Origin of the sequence: Phyllobacterium sp. CL33Tsu, from assembly GCF_900113985.1 — a bacterium.
GTDB lineage: Bacteria > Pseudomonadota > Alphaproteobacteria > Rhizobiales > Rhizobiaceae > Phyllobacterium > Phyllobacterium pellucidum.
Window position 1 is genome coordinate 172,458 of sequence record NZ_FORJ01000004.1, and the last position, 24,400, is coordinate 196,857.

At 57.1% G+C, this 24,400-nt stretch carries 21 protein-coding genes, 3 pseudogenes and 1 riboswitch; of the genes and pseudogenes, 11 read left to right on the forward strand and 13 right to left on the reverse strand.

The genetic code is table 11. The features are described from left to right. Positions 1–208 precede the first annotated feature (208 nt). Entirely contained in the window at positions 209–1,609 is a 1,401-nt protein-coding gene (locus BM074_RS15870; RefSeq protein ID WP_091923265.1) for an amidase, read from the forward strand. Positions 1,610–1,674: 65 nt separating this feature from the next. On the opposite strand, the gene BM074_RS15875 is transcribed toward BM074_RS15870, so the two are convergent. Beyond that, positions 1,675–1,962, reverse strand: coding sequence for a hypothetical protein (locus BM074_RS15875; RefSeq protein WP_091923267.1), 288 nt, complete (start codon positions 1,960–1,962; stop codon positions 1,675–1,677). A gap of 859 nt (positions 1,963–2,821) precedes the next feature. Here BM074_RS15875 and BM074_RS15880 point away from each other — a divergent pair. After that, the gene (locus BM074_RS15880) at positions 2,822–3,013 is read left to right on the forward strand and encodes a hypothetical protein (RefSeq protein WP_027232145.1); all 192 of its coding nucleotides are present in this window, start codon (positions 2,822–2,824) and stop codon (positions 3,011–3,013) included. Positions 3,014–3,348: 335 nt separating this feature from the next. Here the strand turns inward: BM074_RS15880 and BM074_RS15885 are convergent, their stop codons facing one another. Beyond that, positions 3,349–3,792 (reverse strand): GFA family protein, encoded by a 444-nt coding sequence (locus tag BM074_RS15885; protein WP_091923268.1) that lies wholly within the window; start codon positions 3,790–3,792, stop codon positions 3,349–3,351. A 596-nt stretch (positions 3,793–4,388) separates the two neighbouring features. On the opposite strand from BM074_RS15885, the gene BM074_RS15890 reads away from it, so the two are divergent. Then, entirely contained in the window at positions 4,389–4,766 is a 378-nt protein-coding gene (locus tag BM074_RS15890) for a YciI family protein (protein WP_027232148.1), read from the forward strand. A 30-nt stretch (positions 4,767–4,796) separates the two neighbouring features. On the opposite strand, the pseudogene BM074_RS15895 reads toward BM074_RS15890, so the two are convergent. The 9 genes and pseudogenes from BM074_RS15895 to BM074_RS15935 form a co-directional block, all read right to left on the reverse strand. Then, positions 4,797–4,892 (reverse strand): annotated as a pseudogene (locus BM074_RS15895) (cold shock domain-containing protein); the annotation flags it as partial. 223 nt (positions 4,893–5,115) lie between these two features. Next, positions 5,116–6,711, reverse strand: a complete 1,596-nt coding sequence (locus BM074_RS15900) for a fucose isomerase (protein ID WP_091923271.1) — start codon at positions 6,709–6,711, stop codon at positions 5,116–5,118. Positions 6,712–6,722: 11 nt separating this feature from the next. Beyond that, entirely contained in the window at positions 6,723–8,330 is a 1,608-nt protein-coding gene (locus tag BM074_RS15905; protein ID WP_091923273.1) for an FGGY-family carbohydrate kinase, read from the reverse strand. Between the two features lie 29 nt (positions 8,331–8,359). Continuing rightward, positions 8,360–9,178, reverse strand: a complete 819-nt coding sequence (locus BM074_RS15910; RefSeq protein ID WP_091923275.1) for an SDR family oxidoreductase — start codon at positions 9,176–9,178, stop codon at positions 8,360–8,362. A 34-nt stretch (positions 9,179–9,212) separates the two neighbouring features. Then, positions 9,213–10,022 (reverse strand): HpcH/HpaI aldolase family protein, encoded by an 810-nt coding sequence (locus tag BM074_RS15915; RefSeq protein ID WP_027232152.1) that lies wholly within the window; start codon positions 10,020–10,022, stop codon positions 9,213–9,215. Positions 10,023–10,057: 35 nt separating this feature from the next. Further along, a complete protein-coding gene (locus tag BM074_RS15920) occupies positions 10,058–10,789 on the reverse strand; it encodes an amino acid ABC transporter ATP-binding protein (RefSeq protein ID WP_091923277.1) in 732 nt (243 codons plus the stop codon). After that, the gene (locus BM074_RS15925) at positions 10,770–11,429 is read right to left on the reverse strand and encodes an amino acid ABC transporter permease (RefSeq protein ID WP_162737237.1); all 660 of its coding nucleotides are present in this window, start codon (positions 11,427–11,429) and stop codon (positions 10,770–10,772) included. The genes BM074_RS15920 and BM074_RS15925 overlap by 20 nt, the downstream gene beginning before the upstream one ends. Then, positions 11,423–12,142: an amino acid ABC transporter permease gene (locus BM074_RS15930; protein WP_051615044.1), complete on the reverse strand. Its 720-nt coding sequence runs from the start codon at positions 12,140–12,142 to the stop codon at positions 11,423–11,425. Before BM074_RS15930 ends, BM074_RS15925 begins: the two co-directional genes overlap by 7 nt. Positions 12,143–12,219: 77 nt before the next feature. Continuing rightward, positions 12,220–13,032, reverse strand: a complete 813-nt coding sequence (locus BM074_RS15935) for a transporter substrate-binding domain-containing protein (protein ID WP_091923280.1) — start codon at positions 13,030–13,032, stop codon at positions 12,220–12,222. Between the two features lie 133 nt (positions 13,033–13,165). Here BM074_RS15935 and BM074_RS15940 point away from each other — a divergent pair, with 133 nt between their 5' ends. The 4 genes and pseudogenes from BM074_RS15940 to BM074_RS15965 all read left to right on the forward strand — a co-directional run. Then, complete coding sequence (locus BM074_RS15940) at positions 13,166–14,044, forward strand: FadR/GntR family transcriptional regulator (protein WP_091923282.1); 879 nt, start codon at positions 13,166–13,168, stop codon at positions 14,042–14,044. Positions 14,045–14,046: 2 nt separating this feature from the next. Next, on the forward strand, positions 14,047–14,706 hold the full coding sequence (locus tag BM074_RS15945; RefSeq protein WP_175499045.1) for an RraA family protein: 660 nt from the start codon (positions 14,047–14,049) through the stop codon (positions 14,704–14,706). Positions 14,707–15,101: 395 nt separating this feature from the next. Further along, positions 15,102–16,748, forward strand: a complete 1,647-nt coding sequence (locus tag BM074_RS15950; protein WP_027232157.1) for a GMC family oxidoreductase — start codon at positions 15,102–15,104, stop codon at positions 16,746–16,748. Positions 16,749–17,306: 558 nt separating this feature from the next. Continuing rightward, positions 17,307–17,980: pseudogene (locus BM074_RS15965) on the forward strand (recombinase family protein); the annotation flags it as partial. Positions 17,981–18,036: 56 nt separating this feature from the next. Here BM074_RS15965 and repC read toward each other — a convergent pair. Next, positions 18,037–18,231 carry a replication initiation protein RepC gene (gene repC / locus BM074_RS23505; protein ID WP_348271669.1) on the reverse strand — a complete coding sequence of 65 codons (195 nt, stop codon included), beginning with the start codon at positions 18,229–18,231 and terminating at the stop codon, positions 18,037–18,039. A 426-nt stretch (positions 18,232–18,657) separates the two neighbouring features. After that, positions 18,658–18,764: riboswitch (SAM-I-IV-variant riboswitch) on the forward strand. A gap of 41 nt (positions 18,765–18,805) precedes the next feature. Here repC and metA point away from each other — a divergent pair. Beyond that, complete coding sequence (gene metA / locus BM074_RS15975) at positions 18,806–19,744, forward strand: homoserine O-succinyltransferase (RefSeq protein ID WP_091923290.1); 939 nt, start codon at positions 18,806–18,808, stop codon at positions 19,742–19,744. 740 nt (positions 19,745–20,484) lie between these two features. On the opposite strand, the gene BM074_RS15985 is transcribed toward metA, so the two are convergent. Further along, positions 20,485–20,934, reverse strand: a complete 450-nt coding sequence (locus BM074_RS15985) for a helix-turn-helix transcriptional regulator (protein WP_091923292.1) — start codon at positions 20,932–20,934, stop codon at positions 20,485–20,487. A 339-nt stretch (positions 20,935–21,273) separates the two neighbouring features. On the opposite strand from BM074_RS15985, the gene BM074_RS15990 reads away from it, so the two are divergent. From BM074_RS15990 to exbB, 3 genes and pseudogenes are all read left to right on the forward strand, one after another. After that, positions 21,274–21,981, forward strand: coding sequence for a L,D-transpeptidase (locus tag BM074_RS15990; RefSeq protein WP_175499050.1), 708 nt, complete (start codon positions 21,274–21,276; stop codon positions 21,979–21,981). A 136-nt stretch (positions 21,982–22,117) separates the two neighbouring features. Beyond that, complete coding sequence (locus tag BM074_RS15995) at positions 22,118–23,311, forward strand: RHE_PE00001 family protein (protein WP_091923566.1); 1,194 nt, start codon at positions 22,118–22,120, stop codon at positions 23,309–23,311. Between the two features lie 372 nt (positions 23,312–23,683). Beyond that, positions 23,684–24,394: pseudogene (gene exbB, locus BM074_RS16000) on the forward strand (tonB-system energizer ExbB); the annotation flags it as partial. Between the last annotated feature and the right edge of the window lie 6 nt (positions 24,395–24,400).

The window sequence follows — 24,400 nt, forward strand, 5'->3', positions numbered from 1 at the left end:
GGGCACGCCCCGACAACCATGAAACAATGCTCAACTCGGGGGCTTCGCCGCATTGAAGCGACCTGCTGCAAAGCTGCCAGACCCGCTACAGGACATCCCGGCATGCCTATTTTTGAGACACATCACGCCGAACATTGGTATAGTGTTTTCGCTTGGACACGTTCCATCGGAGAATAGCGTCGTGGCAGGCGATATTGGTCTAACGGGCATGTCTGCCTGCGAGGTGGTCGATCTGTTAAATGGCGGTGAGGTAACGCCGCTCGATTGTCTCGATGCACTTGTGGTTCGCATTGCCGCCGTCGAGAACGTCGTCAACGCACTTCCTATTCTTTGTCTCGATCGCGCCCGCGATCGAGCCCGTCGCCTGCTCCAACAGCCTCTCGGGCGCCGCGGTCGTTTGGCGGGATTGCCTGTGCCGATCAAGGACCTGACAGACGTTTCCGGCGTTCGCAGCACCTATGGCTCGACAATATTTGCAGACCATGTTCCCGAACAATCCGACATTCTTGTCGAGAGGCTGGAGGCCGAGGGCGGTGTTGTTTACGCCAAGTCGAACACCCCAGAATTTGGTGCTGGTGGCAATACATTCAACGACGTCTTCGGGACAACATTGAATCCCTGGAATACCGACCTGTCCGCTGCAGGCTCCTCGGGTGGAGCCGCCGTTGCTCTTGCCACTGGCATGGCCTGGGTCGCGCAAGGCTCCGACCTTGGAGGCAGCTTGCGCAATCCCGCAAGCTTCTGCGGCGTAGTGGGCCTGCGCCCAAGCCCGGGCCGCGTTCCTCGCAGTGCACGATTCAAGATCGATGACCTGCTGAGCGTCAACGGTCCTATGGCTCGTAACGTCGAAGACACAGCGCTTTTGCTGGATGCGATGACCGGCGATAGCCCTGCTGACCCTCTGTCGTTACCGCGGACCGAGAGTTTCCTTGCCGCAGCGCGCTCCGGCTGGCGGCCGGCGCGGGTGGCCTTTTCCGCCGATCTTGGCATTACGCCCGTTGACCCGGAGGTCGCCTCGATCTGTCGCGCAGCAGCTGCAAGCTTGGCGGCAATTGGCACGCATGTTGAAGAGGCGCATCCCGATCTCTCGGAGGCCCATGACACGTTCAGCGTCCTGCGCGGCATGGCCTTTGCCATAAGTTACGGCGCGCTTCTGGAACCGCATCGGGACAAAATGAAGCCGGAAGTCGTATGGAATATTGAAAAGGGGCTCAGCTATTCGATGGCAGATATCGTACGAGCGGAAAACAATCGCGCGGCGATTTACCGAAGGATGCATGCCTTTTTCGAGACTTATGACCTCCTTCTTTGTCCGGCCACGATCGTTGCCGCGTATCCTGCCAGCGACAGATACGTGAAGGAATGTGCCGGCTACACCTTTCCGAATTATTTCGAATGGCTGGCAATAGCCTACGCAATTTCCCTGACAGCGTCGCCGGCGCTCAGCCTGCCTTGCGGGTTCACCAAAGATGGACGTCCGGTCGGACTACAAATCGTCGGCCGCACCCGCGCCGAGGGACAGGTACTTGCTGCCGCCCGAGCACTGGAACTCCTTTTGGACCTTCATCCACCGACGCCGATAGACCCACGACCGCCCCGCCATGTTTGATTTCATGAATGTCAGTCCGGAAGGCAGGTCTTGGCGCCAGGCAACAGCTGCACACCGATTGTTGATTACTGTTTGTATCCCTTTGCTTGCATGCAGCTATTGATCAGATTGGCTTCTTCCTTCCGTCTGGCAGAACTATCGGAAGCCAAAGAAGCCGTTGCACTCGCGGCCTGATATTTGCACTGCACCATATCATTGTCTGCCGGAGTCGCCGGAGCCTCGCTATGGACCCACTTTTTTTCGGAAGAAGCACACGACGCGAGCACCATCAGCGGAACCACGATCAGCAGGATACGGCTTCGGGAAAGTTTCTTAGAAAACGTGTCGTTTGAATTTGTAACTGCATTGCGCATCGTTCGAATTCCTCATTCTATGGGTCTATCCTGTGTACGAAGCCTCCCATTTGGTGGCCGACGCGGGTATTCCGTAGTGCAACACTATCGTATTTGCTGTTGATAGTCCCGTATTCGCTGCCGCTCACTAGTGACATCCTCATACGCCACCTCTTTCCGAACGATGCATTACTTGCAAATGTGGCGATACCGCAGCATTTGTCTCTATCGCCTGCGTCTCATGGAACAGACAGGTTTGGCCCGCGTTCCATCACTGAACCATTAATCATTTACGGGTCTAATGACGACGATTGCGGCAGATATGTTTTCAGGCGGCTCGCTCTTCTATGCCCTGACTGCGATGGCTCTCATTGTCGGAGTGTGGCTGTTTTTCATTTTACGACAGCATATGAGATGATCGATCGGCATGAACAATAATAGAGCCTGGTATCTCCGGATTGCCGCTTTTGCCCTGATCCTGATCGTGTTCCTGGGCGCGAGCGTTTACTTCCTTCCGTCTTGAAGGGTGGAAAAAGCCGGATATTCAACATCACACGTAATTTTCGAAGGGGCGCGGTTTCTTAGGTGAATGCTGATGGAGGGTGTATACTGGTCAACGGAGGATATATGCTAAAAACCTATTATAATTGCCCTATTTCCGATGAACCTGTTCATGAAGTGCTACCCCGAGACGGCGATTTCGTTGAATTCTTTTGCCCGACCTGCGGACAGTTTCGGATTTCAAATAAATCGATCAAATCGATGCGCCACCGATCGCGCAGCGAGAGAGAGGCCATGCTGACCGACGCCAGGCGCGATGCTCAAGGCGGAGATGGCATTCCGCTTGTAAGAGACAGCCATTCACATGCGAGGAAAACAGATGACCAACGATAAGACGACTTCTACATGGAAGAACCGCCCTCAGGGCAAAATCGGAGAAACCTACACTGTCGATCACCTCATGGAAGCGTTTAACCTCAACAGGGATGATGCCGAACAGTTGATCATCAAATTCAACGGTGATTGCGAGCGAATCAATGCTTCGGTCAACGCGCGAAAGAGTCGCCGTTAGCCACATTTTTTTCGAGCCCCTTTTGCTCACGCTAAAAGGGCACAATCCTATGGCCTTACAGGCAAGACATTTCTTTCGACTGAAATCCATCTCCTGTCACAAATGAAGGAAACCGATGACGCTATACCTATGGTATTTCATCGTTCTAGGCGGCCCCGTCGTATTGGGCGCCATAATCGCATTCGATATGATGAAGCGCAGGCAATCTGCCAAGCTTAACAAGAGGCCTCAGGCCATCAAAAAGCTTTGTCCCGCGGAGTAAGCCACTCGCTGATTTGCAGCCCCCACTAAAAAGCCCCCCTGCCCTACCCACTCGCTTCCTAGAGTGTGTTCTCTCACTTCCGATCACGCGGCGTGCCATAGGCCGCGTCGCGCGGTCGCGAGTACTGATCTATTCTTGGCAAGGTATCATCGAAGGCAATCCAGGGAAGCTTCAGCTGCCAATAAGCATGCGCAGTGGGGGCGAAATGTTCAGGATGATCGAAGAAGCCGATCGTCAAATATATCTCGCCGGCTATGCCCTCATCCTCATACCCGATTGAGGTGCCACAGGTACCGCAGAAGCTGCGCACTACCCCACTCGTTCTTGAGAAGGTCTTTGGTGGCTCATTTGTAAAGCGAAATTGTGCCGTTTTGTAACCCACCCAGATCGTCAGCGGTGATCCGATCGCGCGGCGACAATCATCGTCGTGATCGTAGCAGATCCAGAACGGTTCGCCCTCGGCCTCGGCGGTGACTTGCCCGCAAAAGCAGGCGCAGGTTTCCAGCCTTTGTGTCATTCATTTCGAATCAATTGCCTGAAATTTAGTTCCGCGCCGGTCAATTTGCATTTATACATTTTGGATCGATTGCCAAGAATTGGGACCCAGCGAATAAAGATTTGGTCTCGCGATGGTGTAGCATTATTTTGACGGCCGCTTGGCAACATGCACCACGTCGGGGGAATCCATATGAAGAGCAGTGTCAGAGCCTGGTTTATCTTTGCTTTGGTTTTCATTGCGGCCGCGATAATCTATTTTGGCGTACCACTCATTTGGCATGCCTTGTTTGATCGTCCAGCATAGCCAAGGCGAACGTCCGCTTCCTCTAACGCCTTCCGGAGAAAAGATGAGGAAACTCAGTTTAACGAGATCTGCTATGTGGGGCGCTATACTTGGATGCCTGCTGATGGCCATATGGATACTCTATACAGGCAGGGCGCGAAGCGTTCCCGCAACAGGATATCTTGTTGAGCTTCTCGGAGGAGCAGCGGTCGGAGCCGGACTGCTATCCCTCATCGTGTGGCTTGTCGGATCCGCCGTGCGCCAGAAATAGCAATCGGGATTATCGCCGCGATTTTTCCTGTCATCATCGACTGAACAGAGGGACGCAGTTCATGTTCTACGCCATCTTGGCCTATCACGAGGAAGAGATTGTCGAATCATGGTCGAAAGAGGAGGACGCATCGTTGATGGCCGAACTTCTGGAAATCGGCGACCGCCTTGTAAAGGAAAAGAGCCTGGGCCCAGCGGCCCGCCTTGGGCCGACCCGGCGCGCGGTCACATTGCGCGGCAAGGGAGCCGGTATCGTCACTGACGGGCCGTTTACAGAAACAAAGGAGCAATTGCTTGGCTTCTATGTTGTTGAGTGCCCTGCAATTGAGGGGGCGATCGCCATTGCCCGCGACTTGCGCCGTGCCAACCCGACCGCCGTCTATGAAATCCGCCCGGTCTTGCTCTACCAGTCCGGGGCGACGCTATCAGACAGGGATTGATTGGCACTCCCGGTGGGAGCTCGCTCGACCGGAAATATGTACGATCACGTCTGTACTCCCGCTATCTGGCTGAATGAAGCCGAAGCCCTTCTGAGAAGTGAACCACTTAACTGTACTAGTAGCCATGCGCCTCCCCTCTGTTGCAAATAACAAAGTATCGAGGGCAGTGGTAGGATGAAGCCGTGGCATCACCGACGGATGGAAAACCCATTGTCGGCTGTCCTTATGACAAACTTGAGTGGCCGACTTTTACTCTGAACATGGCAATGCCGGCGCCATTACGGTGTCTCAAACGGAACAAATGCGCAGCGAAAGGAAGGATTCATCGACCGCCGAGATTGCATGCGCTTTAATTCAACCCGCAGATATTGACGGAGATACCCAACTCGGCCGCCAGCGCTGCTTTGGTCCACATGGCTGCGTCCGCCGCCTCGGCGGTGGTGCCATAGGCAACTTGAACATGGTTCGCCTGATGCCGCGCCATCATGGCGTCGCGATCAACGCCTGTCAGGACGGCGTGCATGATAGGCCATTCGGGATTGGTGGCCCGCGACCGTCGCTCCGTCTCAGCTTCTGACAACGCTACGGCCTGGCCGCGACCAATATCCATATGAAGCGTGCCGTCTGCCACAAAGATTCGGCTCCACACGAGTTCACCGGCTTTAGCGACGCCGCGCAGAGTGCCGCCTCCGGCAGGAAAGAACATTGCTGGTTGGCGGAAGCTTTCCGATCCTGCCCAGCCGCCCTCGTGGTGTGCCGGAGGCGCCGCTCCCGAAATCTCGAAGACCCAGATGAAATCATCGCGGCCACCCGAGCGGTCGATGTCGCCCCAGCGAATATCGTGCAGCGTATTTTCCACCGGCTGGCCAAGCGCGCGATGAACGCGATTGGTCATGACTCCATCGAGTGCTGCGCACTCATCGACTTCGTTGAAATGGACGATCGCTTCGCCCGGCTTGATCGGCTTGCCATCGCGGCCGATGACGTCGGGGCGGTCATCATTATTGAGCATTCCCTCGACGAGATCAGAGGCTGGAAGAAGGTCCTTCAGCCCCTGCTGATACTGAATTCCAACCGCCTCGCAGCCGAAGGCGTCGGCTATTCGCACCACGGCGATGTACATGCGGCATTGGTCGATAACCTGCGCTTCGGTAAGCTCAATTTTCGGATCGTCACCGAGGTGGAATGTCATGCCCTTTGCGACCATCCAATTGTACACTTGACGCGCTTCGGTCTCTGATACTTGCATCGTTGCGTGGTAGAGCGCCGATTGGGACAGCCGTTCCTTCCAGAAGCCCAGCGGCATCAGGAGCTCGTCGGGGATGATTGCATTGTACATACCCATGCAGCCTTCATCAAAAACGCCAAGGATGACCTTGTCGCGCCGGATGGATTTTGCAAGCTCCCGGCCAAGCCTCGCTGCCTCGGCGGGCAGGCGGGCCTTGTCCAGTGCGATGGCATGCGACGTGTCATGCTCGATTCTACCAGTTACGAGCCACTTCTTTAGTCCAGAGCGAAAGAAGGTGTCGTCGAATGTCTCGCTCCATAGTGTCGAGTAGGCGACGCCGGCTTTGGTGAGGGAACCGTTCAGATTGAGAAGTCCGACGAGCCCGGGCCATTCCCCGGCCCAGTTGGCAACAGTCAAGATTGGTCCGCTGTGGTTGACGAGGCCGGCGAGCACGTGATGCGAATATTGCCAGACCGCCTCGGCGACAATAAGCGGCACCGCGGGGTCGATCGTGGCAAAAATGTCCATGCCTTCGCGCTGTGAGGCGATAAACCCGTGGCCCTTTTCATTTCGGAACGGATGGGCGCGCACGAGGTCGTGGCCTAGACTGGCCAATACCTCGGTGAGTTTCCGCTCCATCGCCGCCTGGGCCGGCCAGCACTTGACATTCGCACTCTCCCGCAGGTCACCGCTGGCGACAAGCATTATCCTGGTCATAATCGTTCCTCTTAATTCAGCGGCTCGGCCGACATGATTTGCGCGTAAGCGGCAAAGTCTTCCTGCATCCTGCGGAACACTTTGTATTTTGCCTGGTGATACCGCCGAATCTTTCCGGATCGTGGTTCGACAACCGTTCCGTCTCCGCTCATGGCTGACATCGCGGAAGCAATGTCATTGAATGCGCCGGCCGCTACGGCGCCGAGAATGGCAGAACCCAACAGCACTGGTTCCGACTGCGCCGGCACCACCACACGGCACCCCGTGGCGTCGGCATGCTCCCGAAGATAAAGTATATTCTTTGCGAGCCCGCCACTGACTACGAGGCTCGACACCTCGATCCCCTTGCGTTGCATCTCTTCAATGATATGGCGTGTGCCATAGGCGAGAGCTTGGATGGTCGCGAGATAGTCGAGTGCAAGGTCGTCAACATCGGAATCAAGGGTGAGCCCGCTCACCGCGCCTTTTCGCCACGCTTGCGCCAAGGGCGAACGGTTTCCGTGAAAATCGGGGTTGACGTGCCTATCCGCCGTCAAGAAGGCGGTCTCGTCCGCCATAGCGGCCAGGTGCCGATGCAATTGTTCGGCGGGCCTACTATTGTCGCCAAGCGTGGCGCTGGCGGCGTGGCGAGCGATCACAGCATCGATCAGCGCGCCGGCGGCGGATTGCCCGCCTTCACTGGCCCATACTCCTGGAAGCAGCACGGAATAATAGGGTCCCCATACGCCGCCGACGAAGATAGGTTCTTCGGAAGTTACAATGTGACATGATGATGTGCCGCCAATAAGCGCAAGGCTTGCGCCGCGAGCAGCGCTGACTCCCAACGTTCCAAGCGCGCCTGCATAGGCGTCGATCATGCCGCTCGAAACGGCGATACCAGGTCGCAGGCCGAGTTCCCCCGCTGCAGTCTCGCTCAATTGTCCAATGGCGGTTCCCGCCGGCGCAAATTGGTTGCCGATCGCCAGGTGATCACTGTCCCCGAGATCGCCAAGGCCAATTGCGGTGAAGAATTCTTGATCCCATCCTTCGCCATTGAACCCCTTGTGCCCGAGATAGGTCCACTTGCACACAGCCGAGCAGACGGACCGGGTGCTGGTGCCTGTTGCCCTGTGGACGAGCCAGTCGGGAAGGTCCCAAAACGTAGCGGCAATCTTCCAGCTCTCCGGCAGTTCGCGCTTGAGCCACCGAAGTTTTGGCATCTGCATTTCCGGAGATATACGTCCGCCGACATAGTCAAGAACCTCGCCGCCAATTGCATTGATTTCATCGGCATCGCCAATTGCCCGGTGGTCCATCCAAAGGATGATGTCACTATCCGGTGTCGAATTGGGGCAGACGCTTACCGGTTTTCCAGTCTCACCGACAACGACGAGCGAGCAGGTGGCGTCGAAGCCGATACCGACGATGCTGGCAGGGGCGATTCCGGCGCGTTCCGTCGCCGCAACCACCGCCATACAAACTGCGCGCCAGACGCCGGCTGAGCTCTGCTGGGCGAAGTTCGGGCGCGGGCGAAGCGTTTCGATCGCGGCAATACCTGTTCCGAGCAGCGTGCCCCGGGCATCGAAGACGCCGGCGCGGGCACTGCCCGTCCCGACGTCAATTCCCAAAAATGCTTTCATGCGATTTTCCCGTGTCGTTCCCGCACCGACTACCAGGCAGTAAAGCCGCCATCCACGACCACATTCGAGCCGGTCATGTAGGACGAGGCATCGGAGGCAAGGAAGCGGATCACTCCGTTGTACTCATTGATCTCGGCCTGCCGGCGCATGGGCACGCGGTCGAGGAAGGCTTCGACAAATTCCTTATCGAAGCTTGCCGTCTTTACGCCGCCGAAGGAGATGAGGTTGACGCGAACGTTCTTCGTTCCCCAATAAGTGCCGAGATAGCGCGTCAGGTTGACCAGGCCCGACTTCGACGCGGCGTAGGAGATCGCCTTGACGAATGGAATGCCGTCGCGCTCTTCGCGATAAGCATAGAGAGCTTGGTTCGGCGAGACGATGCCGTAAATCGAGCCGACATTGATGATCGAACCGCGCCCGACCTCAGCCATCTTGCTGCCGACGACCTGGCTGGTCAGCATGACGCCCGTAAGGTTGGTATCGATAATTTCATCCCAATATTTCTGCGGGTAGACCTCGAAGGGCGCATTCTGCTCCGCCGAGCCATCTGGCTTGGAGTCGATTCCGGCATTGTTGACGAGGATGTGCGGGACACCCCAATCGTCGATCAGTTGTTCGGTCGCCTTTTCGAGGGCGGCCTTGTCGGTCACGCTTGCTTCGTAGACGCGAATGCGGTCTGTGAGGTCCGGGAACTTTTCGGCAAGCTTCTCGGCGCTGAAAGGGCGTCTGCTGAAGATTGCTACCTTTGCGCCGGCTTCCGCAAGCGACTTGGAGAATTGCGTGCCTAGCTGACCGAGACCGCCCGTGACGACCGCGACGCGGCCACTGATATCAAATGCATCACTCATGGTGTTTTTCCTGGTGTCCTTAAATGTTCGGTAGTCAAGCGGACTTAGCGGATGTATCAACCGCTTCGCGCGCGCGGCGCAGTCCCTCATTGAGGAACAGGACGTCATTTCCCATGATGATCATGTCGACGCCCTTCTTCTTGAGCGCGGAGACGTTCTCGGCAACAGGCGGAATGCATGGTGCCATCACCTTGATGCCGCGCGCATGGCATTTTTCGATGAGCTCGGCGAGCTTCTCCTCGATTTCAGGATGCGACATCGAATAGTCGATGGAGATGCGCCGCGAAATCGAATAGTCCGCCGGTCCGAAGTTGATGACGTCGATACCTTCGACGTCGAGGATCTCGTCGATATTGTCGAAGAACTCGTAGCTCTCGGCCATTGGAATGACGAGACGGGTTGCGTTCTCGTGCTCCATATATGCCGACCACTGGAAACCGGGCCCGGCAAAGCCAGCGGCACGACAACTGGCATCACCGCCACGGCGGCCAAAGGGCGGGAATTTAGCGGCCCTCACGATGGCGCGCGCCTGTTCGGCCGTTCCAACTTGCGGCACGATAACCCCCGTCGCCCCGAATTCGAGCGACTTGCGAATGTCCCATTCATTGGTGCCGCGAACCCGCACGAGAGGCGCGATTCCCGCGAGCAGCGCGACAAGCACCAGTTTTTCCATGTGTGCATCGACGTTGACCGGCGTGTGTTCGGCGTCGATGAAGGCGAAGTCGAGCCCCCAGTTTCCGGCGGCCTCGATGGCAGCCGTCGATCCCGTGTAAAAAGTGGCGCCGAACGTCGGCTCGCCGTTTTTCAACTTGCTGGCTAGTTTGGTGTTCTCTGGTCCGGGCAATTTCTCAGTCTCCTTGGTGGTAATGGCTTGGCCGCTCACTTGAGATCGGGCGCGATGAAGTTTTTTAGTTCCGGCGTTTTTGGATGGGTGAAGATTTCTTCCGATTTACCCTCTTCCCAGACCGTGCCCTGGTGCATGAAGACGGTGCGGGTGGCGACGCGGCGGGCGAACCCCATCTCGTGCGTGACCAGAACCATGGTCATGCCGGCTTCAGCGAGCTGAGCGATCGTCTTGAGAACCTCGCCTGTCAGTTCGGGATCGAGCGCCGACGTCACCTCGTCGAATAGCATTACCTTTGGCTTCATTGCCAAGGATCGCGCTATGGCAACGCGCTGTTGCTGACCGCCCGATAATTCGTCCGGATAAGCATCTGCCTTCTCTGCCAATCCGACACGGCTCAGGACCTCCCGCACCAGCGCTGAACCTTCATCACGTGGCAGCCCTTTGACGACCCGTGGCGCAAGCGTGATGTTTTCGGCGACGGAAAGGTGCGGGAAGAGGTTATAGCTTTGAAACACCATGCCGACCTCCTTGCGCAATTCACGCAGGTTGGCGCGGGATTGGTCGAGCTTGTGGCCTACAACTTCGATCGTGCCTTCCTGGAACGGCTCAAGCCCGTTGATGCAGCGGAGCATGGTGCTCTTGCCAGAGCCCGAGCGGCCTATTACCGCGACGACATCGCCGTTTTCCACCGCAAGATTTATGCCTTTGAGGACAGGAACGTTGCCGTAGGATTTTTTGAGATTCTCAATGCGCAGTGCCGGCATGTTTTCTTTCCTTGAGTTTCTCGCTCCACCACGACAGGGGATAGCAAACGACGAAGTACATCGCGGCGACCGTCAGGAAGACGTGGAAGGGCTGGAACGTCATGTTGTTGAGGAGCTGGCCGGCCCGTGTCAGTTCGACGAAGCCAATCAGAGCGGTCACGGACGTATTCTTCACGATCTGCACCATGAACCCGACTGTGGGACCGAGCGAGATTTGAAATGCCTGTGGCAGGATCACATAGCGCAGGCGTTGGAACGGGCTGAGTGCGAGTGCGTCGGCTGCTTCCCATTGCGTGCGTGGAATGGCCTCGATACAGCCGCGCCAGATATCGGCAAGGAATGCAGTGGCGTAAATCGTCAGCGAGATCGCTGCCGCGGCCAACGGCGGGAAATAGAAGCCAAGAAAGCTCAATCCGTAATAGGAGAGGAAGACGACAATCAGCAGCGGAGTTGCCTGAACGAGCTGGATATATCCCGCCACCAGCGCCCGCAGCCAATTTGGGCCGAGGGAACGCGCAATAGCAAAGAGCAGGCCGAAGATCCCGCCGCCGACGAATGTGCACAGGGAGAGGCCCACGGTCCACACAAGACCGTGGAAAAGGAATTGTACGCTCTGCCAACCGAAGGACTGGATCATGATTCGACCTCGCGGGGGAGGGTGAGTGTTGCGGCTGCAGACCCCGTCTTGGGGACGCGGCGACGGAACAGCCACAGCCCGACCAGCCAATAGAGAAAGCGGAAAACGAAGGTCATGGTGATGTAGATTGCCGCCAAAACCAGAAAGGTTTCGAGACTGCGGAAGGTCTGTGATTCGATCTTTGCGCCTGCCAGGGTCAATTCGGTCGCCGAGATGGCGGACGCGATGGACGTGCCAAGCAGAGTCAGCGTGAGCTGTCCGGTCAGAGAGGGATAGATAATACGCAGTGCCGGAATAATGACGACATAACGCATGACCTGAAGGCGCGAGAGGCCCAGCGCGAGACCCGCCTCGATTTGCGTCTTCGGAATGGCGAGCAGGCCTGCTCGAAAGATTTCGGCCGAATAGGCTCCAAGGTTAAGGGAAATTGCGAAGATTGCCGCCTCATTGGCAGTCAGTCGGATTCCCATATAGGGCAACCCGAAAAACAGAAGGAACAGCTGCACGAGCAGCGGCGTATTGCGAAAGGCTTCAACGTAGGTGGCGCTGACAACGGCGCCCCACTTCGGGCCATCCACGCGTAGCAACGCGGCTGCGAGTCCGATCGTTAGCCCGATGCCGATGGACTGACTCGACAGTATTAGAGTGTCGATGGTGCCGCTGATCAATTCCGGCGTTCGCGCCAAAACGGGCGTGAAATTCATCTCGTATGCCATGACGGTCTCCTGCTGTGCCCGAGCCGGGGATCTTGACGATCCGGCTCGGGACAGGGCATGCACAAGTCGACGTTGTGTTAGAAGGTCGGAAGCTTGCCACCGGGGACAGGAATGCCGATCCACTTCCTGTGCAGTTGATCAAGCTTGCCGGTCACTTCGATGTAGTAGATGAAGTTGTTCAGCCACTGGTGGAGTTCAGTCGCATCTTTGCGCGTGGCCATCGACCAATAGAGGGTGAAGAGCGGAACGTCTTTCTTCACTTCGAGATTGCTGAGATTACGCTTGGTAATGATGTCGTTGGCGACCGCGGCAACAGCAGCTGTTGCATCGACCTGACCGGAGATCAGCGCCTGCATCGCAAGCGCATCGTCGTCGAATCGAACGACTTCAAGACCTTCGACACCGTAACCGCTGACTGCAACGTCCTGTGTACTGCCTTTAGGTACAGAAACTCGCTTACCTTTGAGATCGTCGAGCGAAGTCAGCTTCATATCCTTGGCCGCAACAAAGCGCATCTCATAGGCGCCGTAGGGATTGGTCATAAGGAACGTCTTGGCCCGTTCCGGTGTCGCGGTCATTTGCGCGATGAGGAAATCCACGCGGCCGGACTCAAGCGCTGCAGCCCGTGAAGCGTTGTTCACCGGTACAATCTCGAGCTTTACACCAAGGGCAGCTGCGGCCTCCTTGGCAAGGTCGACGATGAACCCGTCGGTGTTGCCGTTGGCATCTACCGTATCATAAGGCGGGATGCCGGTTAGAACACCGATGGTGACGCTGCCCTTCTTGGCGATATCCGCCGTCGTCTGTGCGCTTGCACCTGTTGCAGATGCAGCCAAAACGGCCGCCAGGGCAATGATGCCGCCGACCAAATGTCGCAAACGTTTGATCATTTTATTCTCCTCCCTCGTTCGTTACGGCTCGCACTAATCGTGGCGTACCGTTTGCTTGACACCGCCCTGACGTCCGGGCGACCTGCAGAGCGACTGCCACTTGCCGTGCGTGCCCTGAACTAACTCTTGACATATGACTTATGACATAAGTATGAGTCAAGCACGTTCGCTGAATAAATTGCAGCACATGATTGTGATGAAGAGCGACGGCCACCTGTGGATTGCAGTTGCGGTCGTGGGACTGAAAGAGAGGGCGAAAATGAGATCCACCGAACAGGCGCCGCCTGACGCGAGGCCGCGAAGCAGGCTTCATTCCTCGGTCGCGAGTGCGCTCGAGGACCAGATCATTTCGGGCGCCTTGCCGATTGGGGAGCGGCTTCCATCGGAAAGTGAAATTGCCCGTGACTTTGGTGTATCCACGCGGTCTGTGCGAGAAGCGATGCAAATCCTTGAGACCAAGGGACTCGTCAGACGTCGACACGGTGAACGCACCATCGTCGTCCGGGATGATGTCGCTGAGTTTCTGGGGACGCTCGCCGTTACGGTTCGGCAACGCTTCGCCAGCGACTCGGAATATCTCCTACAGTTGATGGTCGTACGCCGCATGATCGAAACCGAGGTGGTGGGCCTGCTGACAGCCAAGGCACAGCCGGTGAATGCCGAGGTAGAGGCGGCCCTTGAAGCGATGCGCGTCGCTCGCGACAAGGAGGATTTTGCAGGATTTACGCAGGCGGACGCAGCCTTTCATCTGGCTCTCGTCCACTCGACAGGAAATGCGATCCTGTCTGTCTTCTACGACAATCTCTACGGCCTCATCACCGAAGTCATCCGCGTCACCAGCCGTGTACCAAGCAAATCACTCGCGGCCGCCTATGCGGAGCACGCGGATATCTTCGAAATGATCCGCAACCGTGATGAGGCTGGTGCGAAAACGCTAATGCGCGCCCAAATCGACAACAGTGCAGCTTATCTGCGGGTCGCGATCGAAAATGCCAACGCTAAGGAAAAATGAAAATGCCTGATTTCAACTATTCGGACACGGATTGGGACTCGATAGAGCGCCTTAAGAAATGGTACTCCGGCGACGTCCACGACAGCATGGAGCATCTTGGCCTATGGGGATACCTCGACGGGATCTCGCTTCTTGGGGCCCTTGGCTCGGGAGAAGTCGTGTGCGGTCCCGCGGTAACCGTTCTATTCGAACCTTCTGATCGCAAGGGAGAGCCCCAGGACGTCTACCATAACGCGATTGACAATACGCCCAAGGGCGGAATTTTGGTCTGTGACGCCTCTTGTGCCGATGGATCCTGTTCGGGAGAATTGATGAGCACCGGAGCGAAAACCCGGGGCGCGGCCGCCACCATCGTCAACGGTACCGTCCGCGATCTCGCCCAGGTCCGCGCACTGGGCTATCCATTGTTCGGTACGTCGCCGAGCCCCGTGGGCGTGACCGGCAAGAAAGAACCGAAAAAATCTCAGGTGCCGGTCAAAATCGGAAGGGTGACCGTGAGCCCCGGCGATATCATATTTGGCGATATCGATGGTGTTGTTGCAATACCGAAAGAACGCCTCCGCGACGTTGCTGATGCCGCCGATGCACTCGGCAAAAACGAGGCGGCCGCGCGAAACCGTATTCTTGCGGGAGAAAAGTTGCAGTCGGTCTGGCCAGTTTGAATGTGGGGTGGCCCGCCACGGCGGGCCACCCAACGTCGCTTTGGGTTCCCATCCTGATGTCAACCGAGCTTCCTCGGTGGTTCGCCGAAAGGTAACTGCCATATCCTGCTAGGGCGAGGCTTCCCAAATCAGCTGTGATGCGATCAGCCAGTGGTGTTTCCATCTGAAAACGCGGATACCTGGAAACGTGTCGTTATCAGCAGCGATGAATTGCACCAAGAACGTGCTTGATAAGGCGACGCCGCCACCGTTCAGCCCTGGCGCATTCTGCCAATCCACGACTAGCACACCTGCCCAAATGGATGATTTGCCCAATGGTGTCGCGTTCAACTATACTCAGCGAGCCTTCAGGCTCAAATGCGCACTGAAGACCGAGAACAGAACTGGGGGATTTCATGTTCGTCGGTGATATAACCAACCTTCTGTCGAAGGTACACAATATTTGTGTGGTCGGTTCAGGACCGGTAGGAATCGTAACAGCATTGGAACTTGCGCGGCTCGGGCAATCGATAACGCTCATCGAGTCCGGCCTGTTCAAGCCTGATTCCGCCGCACAGGCGCTGTCGGATGCAGAACGCGCGGACATCCGACGCAACAGCGACATGACGCTTTCAGTTCAAAGAAGTTTTGGCGGGACATCAAATCTTTGGGGAGCGGGCTGCGTTCCACTTGATCCGATCGACTTTGCCTACCGCCCAATTACTGCAGACGCGATATGGCCAATAGCCTACAGTGAGTTTGCCGATTATCTGAAGATTGCCTGCCGTTATGCCAATTGCGGCGAGTCATTCCAGCAGCCTGTTCGCGGACTGGAGCTCGTGGACAATAACTTTTCTACCGGCAATCTGATGCGCTATGCTCAGCCTGTCAGCTTCGGCGTGGCCTATCGTAAGGAAATCGAGCGATCGCCTTTGATCACGGCATGCCTCGGTGCGACAGTGACCGATATGTGCTTCGCGCATGATGACGGTATAGAAGCAATCAAAGTCAGGAGCCGCGATGGCTCGATGGGGTTACTTAAAGCCAAGGCTTACATCTTTGCTTGCGGTGGGGTCGAAACGACCCGTCTCCTACTGGCTGCACAAGCGGAAGCACCAAAACGTTTTGGGGGAGAAGAGGGTCCGCTCGGCAGATTCTATATGGGACATCTTTCCGGCGATGTTGCCGATATACATTTTTCTCATGCTGGACTCGACAAAGCATTGGATTTCTTCCGCGGGCCGGACGGTGCTTTCGGGCGCCGGCGGATTACCGGCAGCGGTGAGTTTCAGGCAAAGGAAAACCTGACCAATATTTCGTTCTGGCCAAAGCTTCCCGCCATGGCCGATGCAAGCCATCGAGATGCAGTCTTGTCGCTAGCCTATCTCACTCTATCCGTACCACCGGTGGGACGTGTTTTGGTAAGCGAGTCGCTGCGCCGCATTAATGTGGGCGACGGTGGGCATAAAGCGGCGCACGCACTCAATGTCGCTCGCGGCTTGCCGGCGATCGCGAAATTTCTCCCACGCTTCATATACGGGAGGTCGCTTTCCAGCCGAAGGCTCCCTGGTCTGCATCTGCTCAACGGTGCTCGGCGTTACCCTTTGCATTATCACGCCGAGCATCTTCCCAACGTAGATTCGCGCATTCGCCTTGTTAATGAACGCGATGCGCTCGGTTTAAGGAAGGTGATTCTTGACCTGCGTTTTCAGTCGAAAGACGCCGAAGCCGTTGTCGACACTCATAATCACCTTGACCGTTGGATGAAATCAACCGGACTAGGAGAACTGATCTGGCATGGCCCACCGGAAGAACGTCAACCGAGTGTCATGGATCAGGCCGGTGATGGCGTCCATCAGATTGGAACCGCCCGAATGGCACTAAGCCCAAAGGCCGGCATCGTCGATCGTAATTGTCGCGTATTCGGGGTCAGGAATCTGTTTCTTGCCAGCAGCGCCGTATTCCCCACTTCCGGGCAAGCTAATCCGACTTTAAGCGCCATCACGTTGGCCGCTCGCTTGGCACACACGATAGCAACCGAAATAGCCACTCACCTGGTTTGAGCGTGTGACGCACCGGTTCGCGATTTCTGCGGAAGAGTTCTTGCAACTTGCCGCCCTCAAGAATGGCCGCGCGATTCGCGCTCGGCCGAGCTTGTGCGATTTCAAGGACCACAAACAGGAACATTTGCCCAGGCGAATTGATGAGCACCGGAGCGAAAACCCGGGGCGCGGCCGCCGCCATCGTCAACGGTACCGTCCGCGATTTCGCCTAGGTCCGCGCACTGGGCTGAGCGGCGGATGATCGCGACGATCAATCAATTGTTTCTGGGGCCGGTTTACTTGGAGAAGAGTGACGCGATACTCACAATGCAATCGCGAACTGTTCATAGTCTCCCATTCTTCAATGGATTCCAAATAGCGCCGCGCCCCTTCAACTTTGGGGCGTTTGATGTGCGGTGGCATGGCCTCAAACATTCGACAATGATCCTGTGCATATGTGGGTTCGGGAGCAGATAGTCGATGTCTGCTCAGATTTAGCTTGCGGCCTTGGAGACTAACAAAGGGCGATCGGATGTCCGCAAAGTTGCGCGCGGTGATCCGGTTGGCGGCTGTATAGCCGGAGAGGTGCTGGTAGTGGTACGTCTTGATCGCCTGGCGCGATCCGTCAGCCATCTGCTGCAAGTTATCGAACAGCTGGAAGCCAAGGGCGCGCATTTCCGCTCGTTGCACGATCCGATCGACACCTCCACGCCGCAGGGCATGTTTTCGCTTCATGTCTTGGGTGCCGTTGCCCAGCTCAAGCGTGCCCTGATTTCCGAGCGCACCAAGGCGGGCATCGAAGCGGCAAAGGCCCGCGGCAAGGTCCCCGGCAATCTGGCTTGCGTGCGCGACTGCCGGAAGCCATTGCGAAGGTGTCGAGAGCGCGACAGCGAACTTATCTAGCGGATCTCACCACTACCATGGCATCCTGGTTGCCCATCGCGTAACGAATGCGGCCGGAGTCCATGGGAAGACGTAACGCGCAGCCTCAACCGTGAAAACGGCCAGAATTGGTCGATCGATCGCCTGCGCCGGTCGGTAAGGCGGTTGGTCAGCGAAGGACTGGCTGATCCACGATCCTTCCCCTCCCCTCGCCGCTTACCGGAAGACCGGCTTATGATGCTGATCACAGGCATTGCCAATGCCAACCCCGACCTGACACTTCGCGACATCGCCGCACAGCTCGAAGGTATGCACGAGGCACGTCACGCGTTTCGTCGCGCTGGGCCGCCTCCTCGGTCAAGCACCTGCTGACCGGGCGCGAAAGCTCGGGCTCGTCCGCGTATAGTGGTCTTCATGCGCTCATCCTTCACGTCGCCGCCACCAGTTGCGGGCGCACGCCGTTGGCTTTGAGGGCTGCTATCAGCATCGGTCCTACGGTAAACTCCCCTGCCCTCGCCTTTTCGGTCAGGACGTGCAGATAGCCCCCAGCTGAGTTGATGGCTTGTGCCCGCTCAAGGATGATGCAGGCAATGACAATGGCGGTGTTTTCCTGGCCAAACACACTCCTCATAAGCCGAGGGCAAAATACCAAGGTAGCCCCGCACCTCTGCGGCCGTCGCTATCGGCTCCCGCCAGGTACCAATACCGCTTGGCGCATAGTCGGCGATCTCCGGACGGGCCTTCATCACCAGGCCTAACGGATAGGTCCTTGTCGCATTCTCTGCCCTTGGTTGGTTGGGTCGAGATTTTGCCCCTTGGCTGTTTTTGAAGCGAGTTCAATATCAGATGAACAGTCGTTGTTTGAATTCTGTTGCTGCGGCTCAGATTGATACTCGTTGGCGCTCGGAATCTTTTCATTTACATGACTTTCCAACAGCATAGCCACTACCTGGCTGAGTCGGTTGAAAAGGCGGCGGCAGAACCTGCGCAAACGCCGGATGCCGTAGCAAAAGAGACTTGCGAAGTTGCGATCGTCTGCTTAGAAGTGGTTCGACATCAAGAGTTGGGTTGACGCCCAACGCCAACCTGCGCTCCGGGCAAGGTGGTACTTCCGTCAGGGAGGATGTGGCCGAACCGGCAATTATACGGATTTAGCTACCGGCGTCTGTCCAGCGAACCAACAGGAACGCGCGATAATGCCGATAAAGATCCCCGACGATTTGCCCGCACGCCGCCAGCTCGAAGCCGAAGGCGTCAATATCATGCGCGAACGGGACGCGGTGCGTCAGGATATAAGGCCGCTGCGGATCGGATTGCTCAATCTGATGCCCAACAAGATCAGCACGGAAACGCAGATCGCAAGGCTGGTCGGCGCAACGCCGCTGCAGATCGAACTCACCCTCGTTAGGATAACCAATTACGTGGCGCGCAACACGCCGGTGACGCACATGGCATCATTCTACCGTGCCTGGGAGCAAGTCCGTGCCGAGCGGTTTGACGGATTTATAATTACCGGCGCGCCGGTCGAGCATCTAGCCTTCGAAGACGTGCAATATTGGGATGAACTCCGCCACATTCTCGATTGGACGCAGTCACATGTCCATCACTGCCTGACTATCTGCTGGGCAGCCCAAGCTGCGCTTTGGCATTTTCACGGCATCCCGAAGCACGACCTGTCGGCAAAGGCTTTCGGCATCTTCAACCACGGCAACCTCGCGCCCGCTTCGCCATATTTGCGCGGGTTCGCCGATGACGTGCTTATGCCGGTATCGCGATGGACGGAGGTTCGGCGCGACGACATCCCACAGGGGCGCGGCCTCAAGGTGCTGCTTGAGGGGGAGGAGACGGGGCTAGGTCTGGTCGATGATCCTTCATGCCGGTCGCTCCACATGTTCAACCACCTCGAATATGACACGAACTCACTTGGCGACGAGTATTTCCGCGATCTCGCAAACGCACCTTCAATGCCGCTGCCTCGCAATTACTTTCCCGATGACGATTCGTCATGTAGGCCGGCGAACCGGTGGCGCAGCGCTGCCCATCTCCTTTTCGGCAATTGGATCAATGACATCTATCAAACCACGCCTTTCAACGTGGACGACATAGGCATGATACCGCGACAGCTGGCAGGTTGACGCGATAAGGAATGTCGCTGCTTTGTGCGCGGATTCGTTCACTTATATAAATGATATTGAAGCTTATTTGTATTTAGCTTCCGGTCGACCTTGATGCCATTTGCCCGTCCAGCCTGATTTCGTATTAGAATCCAGGCCTTCCGGATGCCGGATCATCAGGAGATAGTTGAAGCGGAAACCCGAAGGTTCCGCGCTTGTTCCCCAAGCGCGCCACCTCGCACCCTTCATCAGGCATGAGAAACGGAATCTCGCACGCCCTCCCCGCCTTCCGTGTCCCATCATGCCGACGACTGCAATAGACATTCCGGAAGTCGGTTGGAAATTGGATGGATCGTGTCCAAGTTTGGCTCGTGCGGCTGGCCACCCTGTTGCAGCCCGTCGCGCGGTTACGGGATAGTCTAGCTCATCAGAACTTCCGTCACCACACACGACGCGAAGTCGGTATCGCAACCTGCGTTGAACGCGAGCGGTACGTGACTAGCTCCAACTTAGGGACATCTCAGCAAGCGTGGTCTCTGACGCCAAGCGCTTATTGTCGATCTCCCCGTTATCCACTTCCCCCGCCGGGGTGATTGTTGATTGGAGGTGGATCTGTACCATCAGGCTGTGCAAGGCAGAGTCCACCTCCCGACCTTGTGACCCCGAGGGCGCCGCTGGCATCTTTGCCCGCCAGCGGCGCTCCCCGTGTTTTCCATGCACGGTACTATCTTGCTCGAGCGCCGGGTGGCGCCCTAACTTGTTCAATCCGCCTCAGCCGCATCAACGGGGCGATACAGGCGAATATCCTGCGAAGGTGTGCAATCAAATGTCTCGCGGTAAAGCTTCGAGAACCGGCCTGGGTTGGCAAAGTGAAAGCGGGCGGCGAGCTCCCTGACCGACATTGCGTCGCCATTCTCGATGATCTTTCGAGCTGCCTCGATACGGCAATCCAGCAGCACCTTTATGGGCGTTACCCCCTTCAGCTTGCGAAACAGGCGTTGCAATGACCGGGTGTTCACCCCGGCCGCGCTGGCGATATCGGACAGATTGATAGGCTGAAGAAGGTTGTTGCGAATGAAGTCCTCCGCGGCAGCGAACTGCTGCGCAGGACTTTTGGCCGGGACCGCGCTTGCGCTCGTAGGCGTTGGTTCATCCATTTGGCCTGAATGGGAGGGCGCGGAACCAAAGAGCAGGGCCGTGTCATCCATCATTCTTGATAACTCTTATTGAGTGTTGAAATTTGCAGTTGGGGAAACTGCAACCGTATGTTGAAATTGAATTAAGTAAAACGAGTGATTGTGCGAACCTTAAATCAGCCGAGCAAATTTCAAAATTCGACCTTAGATCTATACCGGAACGTACTGGGTTGACAGCTGTCAACGCCGTTCCTCGGTGACATCATGTTGACAGCTGTCAACTGACGCTCACGTTGAGTGACCCTATCGACTTCACTATTTGTAAACCACATTTCCATACAGTCAGAGCTTATATGCACCGGCTTGTAAGCGAGTACTGCAGTGTCCCAGAGCAACGACGCATTCACAACCGAGATTAAACCGCACTCTGTTTCCAGGCGCCAAATTCTGATTGGCGTCGGCTCACTTGCATTGGCGGGTGTAGGGGGCTGCACCCAAACGACTTTTGAGCTGCCCGAAATGAATATCGACCCGCTCCCCACGAGCGGTATCCGCCCGCAAATCAGCGTCGACAAATCCGTGACCGCACCCGACGTCATGTATGCGGCGGTGCAGGAAGGACCTTACTCACTTCCGGCTGTTCCCTATCAGAAAATTCCGGCGCAGTTTCGTCGCCAGATTGTTGTCGACCCGACAGGCGAGCAACCCGGCACGATCGTCGTCCGGCTGCAGGAGCGCTACCTTTATCTGGTTCAGCCAGGTGGTGACGCCATCCGCTACGGAGTCGGCATTGGCAAGGCCGGCTTCTTGTGGAGCGGTCGCGCCAACATTCAATACAAGAAGATGTGGCCGCGGTGGACACCGCCACGCGAAATGATCGGCCGCAAACCCGAACTTGCGAAATACGAAAATGGCATGGAGCCCGGTCCGCAGAATCCGCTGGGCGCCCGCGCACTCTACATCTACAAGGATGGCGTCGATACCGGATACCGCATCCACGGCTCGCCGGAATGGTGGTCCATTGGACAGTCGATGTCCTCTGGCTGTGTCCGCCTTATCAACCAGGACATCATCGATCTTTATAATCGTGTCCCTGGAAAAGCGACGGTCGTGGTTGGCTAACGTCGCCAAAGCGTCTAGACTAGGCCTTACGCCAGCTCGTTGATTCACGCTCTTCAACATTGGCGAACCGGCAACGCGCGGCTGGAAGCGAATGCGCATATAGCTTCCGCTTAACCTTTCGTTTACCATGTTTTCAATGGTTTACGATTCGGCTGATTTTTCACCCTGGGATTTACTTGCTCCGCTCGTTGCCGCAGAGGACGCTCTCGCTCGCCTCGACGACCGGCTCGGCCGAAAAGGGGACCTTGGCGAGCCCAGTGGTGGCCGCCGCACGCGGGAAGGGCTGCTGCGGGAAAACGAGGGCTGGATAACCCGCTCTCACTTTATCGAAGCATGCAATGCCTTATGGCTCGCTGGTGAACTCGTCCACACCGAGGACCTCGTGCTTCACGATGCCCGGATGGATATTCGCACCCCTACCCACGAACTGACGAAGGCACATGCGATTCTGCGTTCCCGGCGTCAGGTCGCGGGTAACGCCCCAGGCTGGGCCCTTAGCGCAAAAGGCATTGCCGCGCTGCGTGGACGCACACTTAGCGAGGCCCCGCTCACGCCCGTTCCAGTTCATCGCCCGGAGCCGGTTACAGACCTTGCAAAAACCGAAGCCGAGAATGAATTCGAGGACGGTCTGGCCCGCCTCGATACATTGCTGGACCGCACGACGCGGCTTCTCGCAGAGCCCGGAAATTCCGCTTTTCCGAATCCTCCCTCCAGGCAGGGGACAGAACCGCCTCCCTCGGCGGTGACCCCGGACGGCGACCCACTCGTTTATGATCCCGATTGGGATGAAGATGCGCGACTGGATCGTTGGCTCAAGGTGTATGAACGTTCGCATGGCCTGCCGCCGCTGCTTGCGGCTGCTGTGGCCTGGGATGCGTGGGAACAGATCGAGCCGTTACAGCACCAGCATTGGCTTGGTCCCATGCTCGTTGCCGCCATGTTGCGCGAGCGCGGCAAGACAAAATCGCACACGGCCGCCTTGAATGCGGGTCTGCGTTCCGTCCCGCGCGAGCGGCGCCGCTCGCGCGACCGCACAACGCGCCTGCTCGCGTTTCTGGAGGCAGTCCAGACCTCCTCAACGACCGGTCTCAAGGATGTCGAACGGCTTGGACTTGCCCGCATGCAGATGGAGCGCAAACTGAAAGACCGCCGCTCCACCTCCAGCCTCCCGGGGATGATCGATCTTGTACTTTCACTCCCTATGGTTTCGACGGCTTTGATTGCCAAGGAACTCAAGCTGTCCCAGCGCGGCGCCCTCAATCTCATCGCGGAACTTGGCGTGCGCGAGATGACCGGCCGCGGGCGCTACCGCGCATGGGGACTCATCTAGCGCGCGAATATTCCCCAGAATATAGTTGATTATTTTTCTCATAAATAATAAGCCGCTCTCTACTTACAGTTGAAGGAACGGCTGATGAAGCAGACACAGGCCGAAAAAGTCTCGAAGGCATGTTTTTTGAAATGGTTGCCGGTTGGTCCATTGTTTGCCACGCTCGTATTCGCGGCTACCGTTTGCGGAACGGCACACGGACAGGAAACGGTAACCCCTCCCGCGCCCAACTTAGCGCAGCAATCGGCGCCCGCCCCGGAAACAACAAACCCTGCTCCAACCACGCCTCTACCAACCATATCACCTGCGCCTTCAGGCGCGGTTCTGCCGATGGATGCGCCGGCTCCAACCCCGCAGGCCACGCTGCGGAATTTGCCGCACAATCTCTCACCATGGGGCATGTTCATGGCGGCCGACTGGGTCGTCAAAGGTGTGATGATCGGACTTGGCTTTGCTTCACTTGTCACCTGGACAGTATGGCTCGCCAAGACACTCGAACTTGCAGGCGCGCGTCTTCGCGCTCACCGCGCACTCCAGATCATCAACAACGCAGCTACATTGAGCGACGCGGAAAAAGAGCTTGAGGGGAGGGGAGGGCCCGGGGCTGCACTCGTCAATGCCGCTCGCCAGGAAGTCCGCCTGTCTGCAGATGCGAGAGAACATGCTGGCGCCGACGGTCTGAAGGAACGCGTTGCCTCGCGCCTTGCCCGTATCGAGGTGCAGGCCGGCCGGCGCATGAGCCGTGGCACTGGCGTTCTCGCCACGATCGGTTCGACTGCGCCCTTCGTCGGCCTGTTTGGGACGGTCTGGGGCATCATGAATTCTTTCATCGGCATCTCGGAATCGCAGACAACCAACCTTGCGATCGTTGCTCCGGGCATTGCTGAAGCGCTGCTGGCAACTGCGATCGGCCTTGTCGCCGCAATTCCGGCGGTTGTGATCTATAACGTGTTTGCGCGATCGATTACCGGTTACCGCCAATTGATTGCCGATGCATCGGCCGGCGTCGAACGTCTCGTCAGCCGCGACGCCGATTATGCGCTTGTCCCACAAGCATCAAAGCGCGCCGCAGCGGCAGAATAGGCGGCA

Coding starts and splice junctions, on each gene's coding strand:
- BM074_RS15995 (WP_091923566.1), top strand. CDS start 22,118: ATGGTTTACGATTCGGCTGATTTTTCACCCTGGGATTTACTTGCTCCG.
- BM074_RS15890 (WP_027232148.1), top strand. CDS start 4,389: ATGTTCTACGCCATCTTGGCCTATCACGAGGAAGAGATTGTCGAATCA.
- BM074_RS15940 (WP_091923282.1), top strand. CDS start 13,166: ATGACTTATGACATAAGTATGAGTCAAGCACGTTCGCTGAATAAATTG.
- BM074_RS15985 (WP_091923292.1), bottom strand. CDS start 20,934: ATGATGGATGACACGGCCCTGCTCTTTGGTTCCGCGCCCTCCCATTCA.
- BM074_RS15945 (WP_175499045.1), top strand. CDS start 14,047: ATGCCTGATTTCAACTATTCGGACACGGATTGGGACTCGATAGAGCGC.
- BM074_RS15935 (WP_091923280.1), bottom strand. CDS start 13,032: ATGATCAAACGTTTGCGACATTTGGTCGGCGGCATCATTGCCCTGGCG.
- BM074_RS15900 (WP_091923271.1), bottom strand. CDS start 6,711: ATGACCAGGATAATGCTTGTCGCCAGCGGTGACCTGCGGGAGAGTGCG.
- BM074_RS15950 (WP_027232157.1), top strand. CDS start 15,102: ATGTTCGTCGGTGATATAACCAACCTTCTGTCGAAGGTACACAATATT.
- metA (WP_091923290.1), top strand. CDS start 18,806: ATGCCGATAAAGATCCCCGACGATTTGCCCGCACGCCGCCAGCTCGAA.
- BM074_RS15880 (WP_027232145.1), top strand. CDS start 2,822: ATGACCAACGATAAGACGACTTCTACATGGAAGAACCGCCCTCAGGGC.
- BM074_RS15885 (WP_091923268.1), bottom strand. CDS start 3,792: ATGACACAAAGGCTGGAAACCTGCGCCTGCTTTTGCGGGCAAGTCACC.
- BM074_RS15875 (WP_091923267.1), bottom strand. CDS start 1,962: ATGCGCAATGCAGTTACAAATTCAAACGACACGTTTTCTAAGAAACTT.
- BM074_RS15930 (WP_051615044.1), bottom strand. CDS start 12,142: ATGGCATACGAGATGAATTTCACGCCCGTTTTGGCGCGAACGCCGGAA.
- BM074_RS15910 (WP_091923275.1), bottom strand. CDS start 9,178: ATGAGTGATGCATTTGATATCAGTGGCCGCGTCGCGGTCGTCACGGGC.
- BM074_RS15920 (WP_091923277.1), bottom strand. CDS start 10,789: ATGCCGGCACTGCGCATTGAGAATCTCAAAAAATCCTACGGCAACGTT.
- BM074_RS15905 (WP_091923273.1), bottom strand. CDS start 8,330: ATGAAAGCATTTTTGGGAATTGACGTCGGGACGGGCAGTGCCCGCGCC.
- BM074_RS15870 (WP_091923265.1), top strand. CDS start 209: ATGTCTGCCTGCGAGGTGGTCGATCTGTTAAATGGCGGTGAGGTAACG.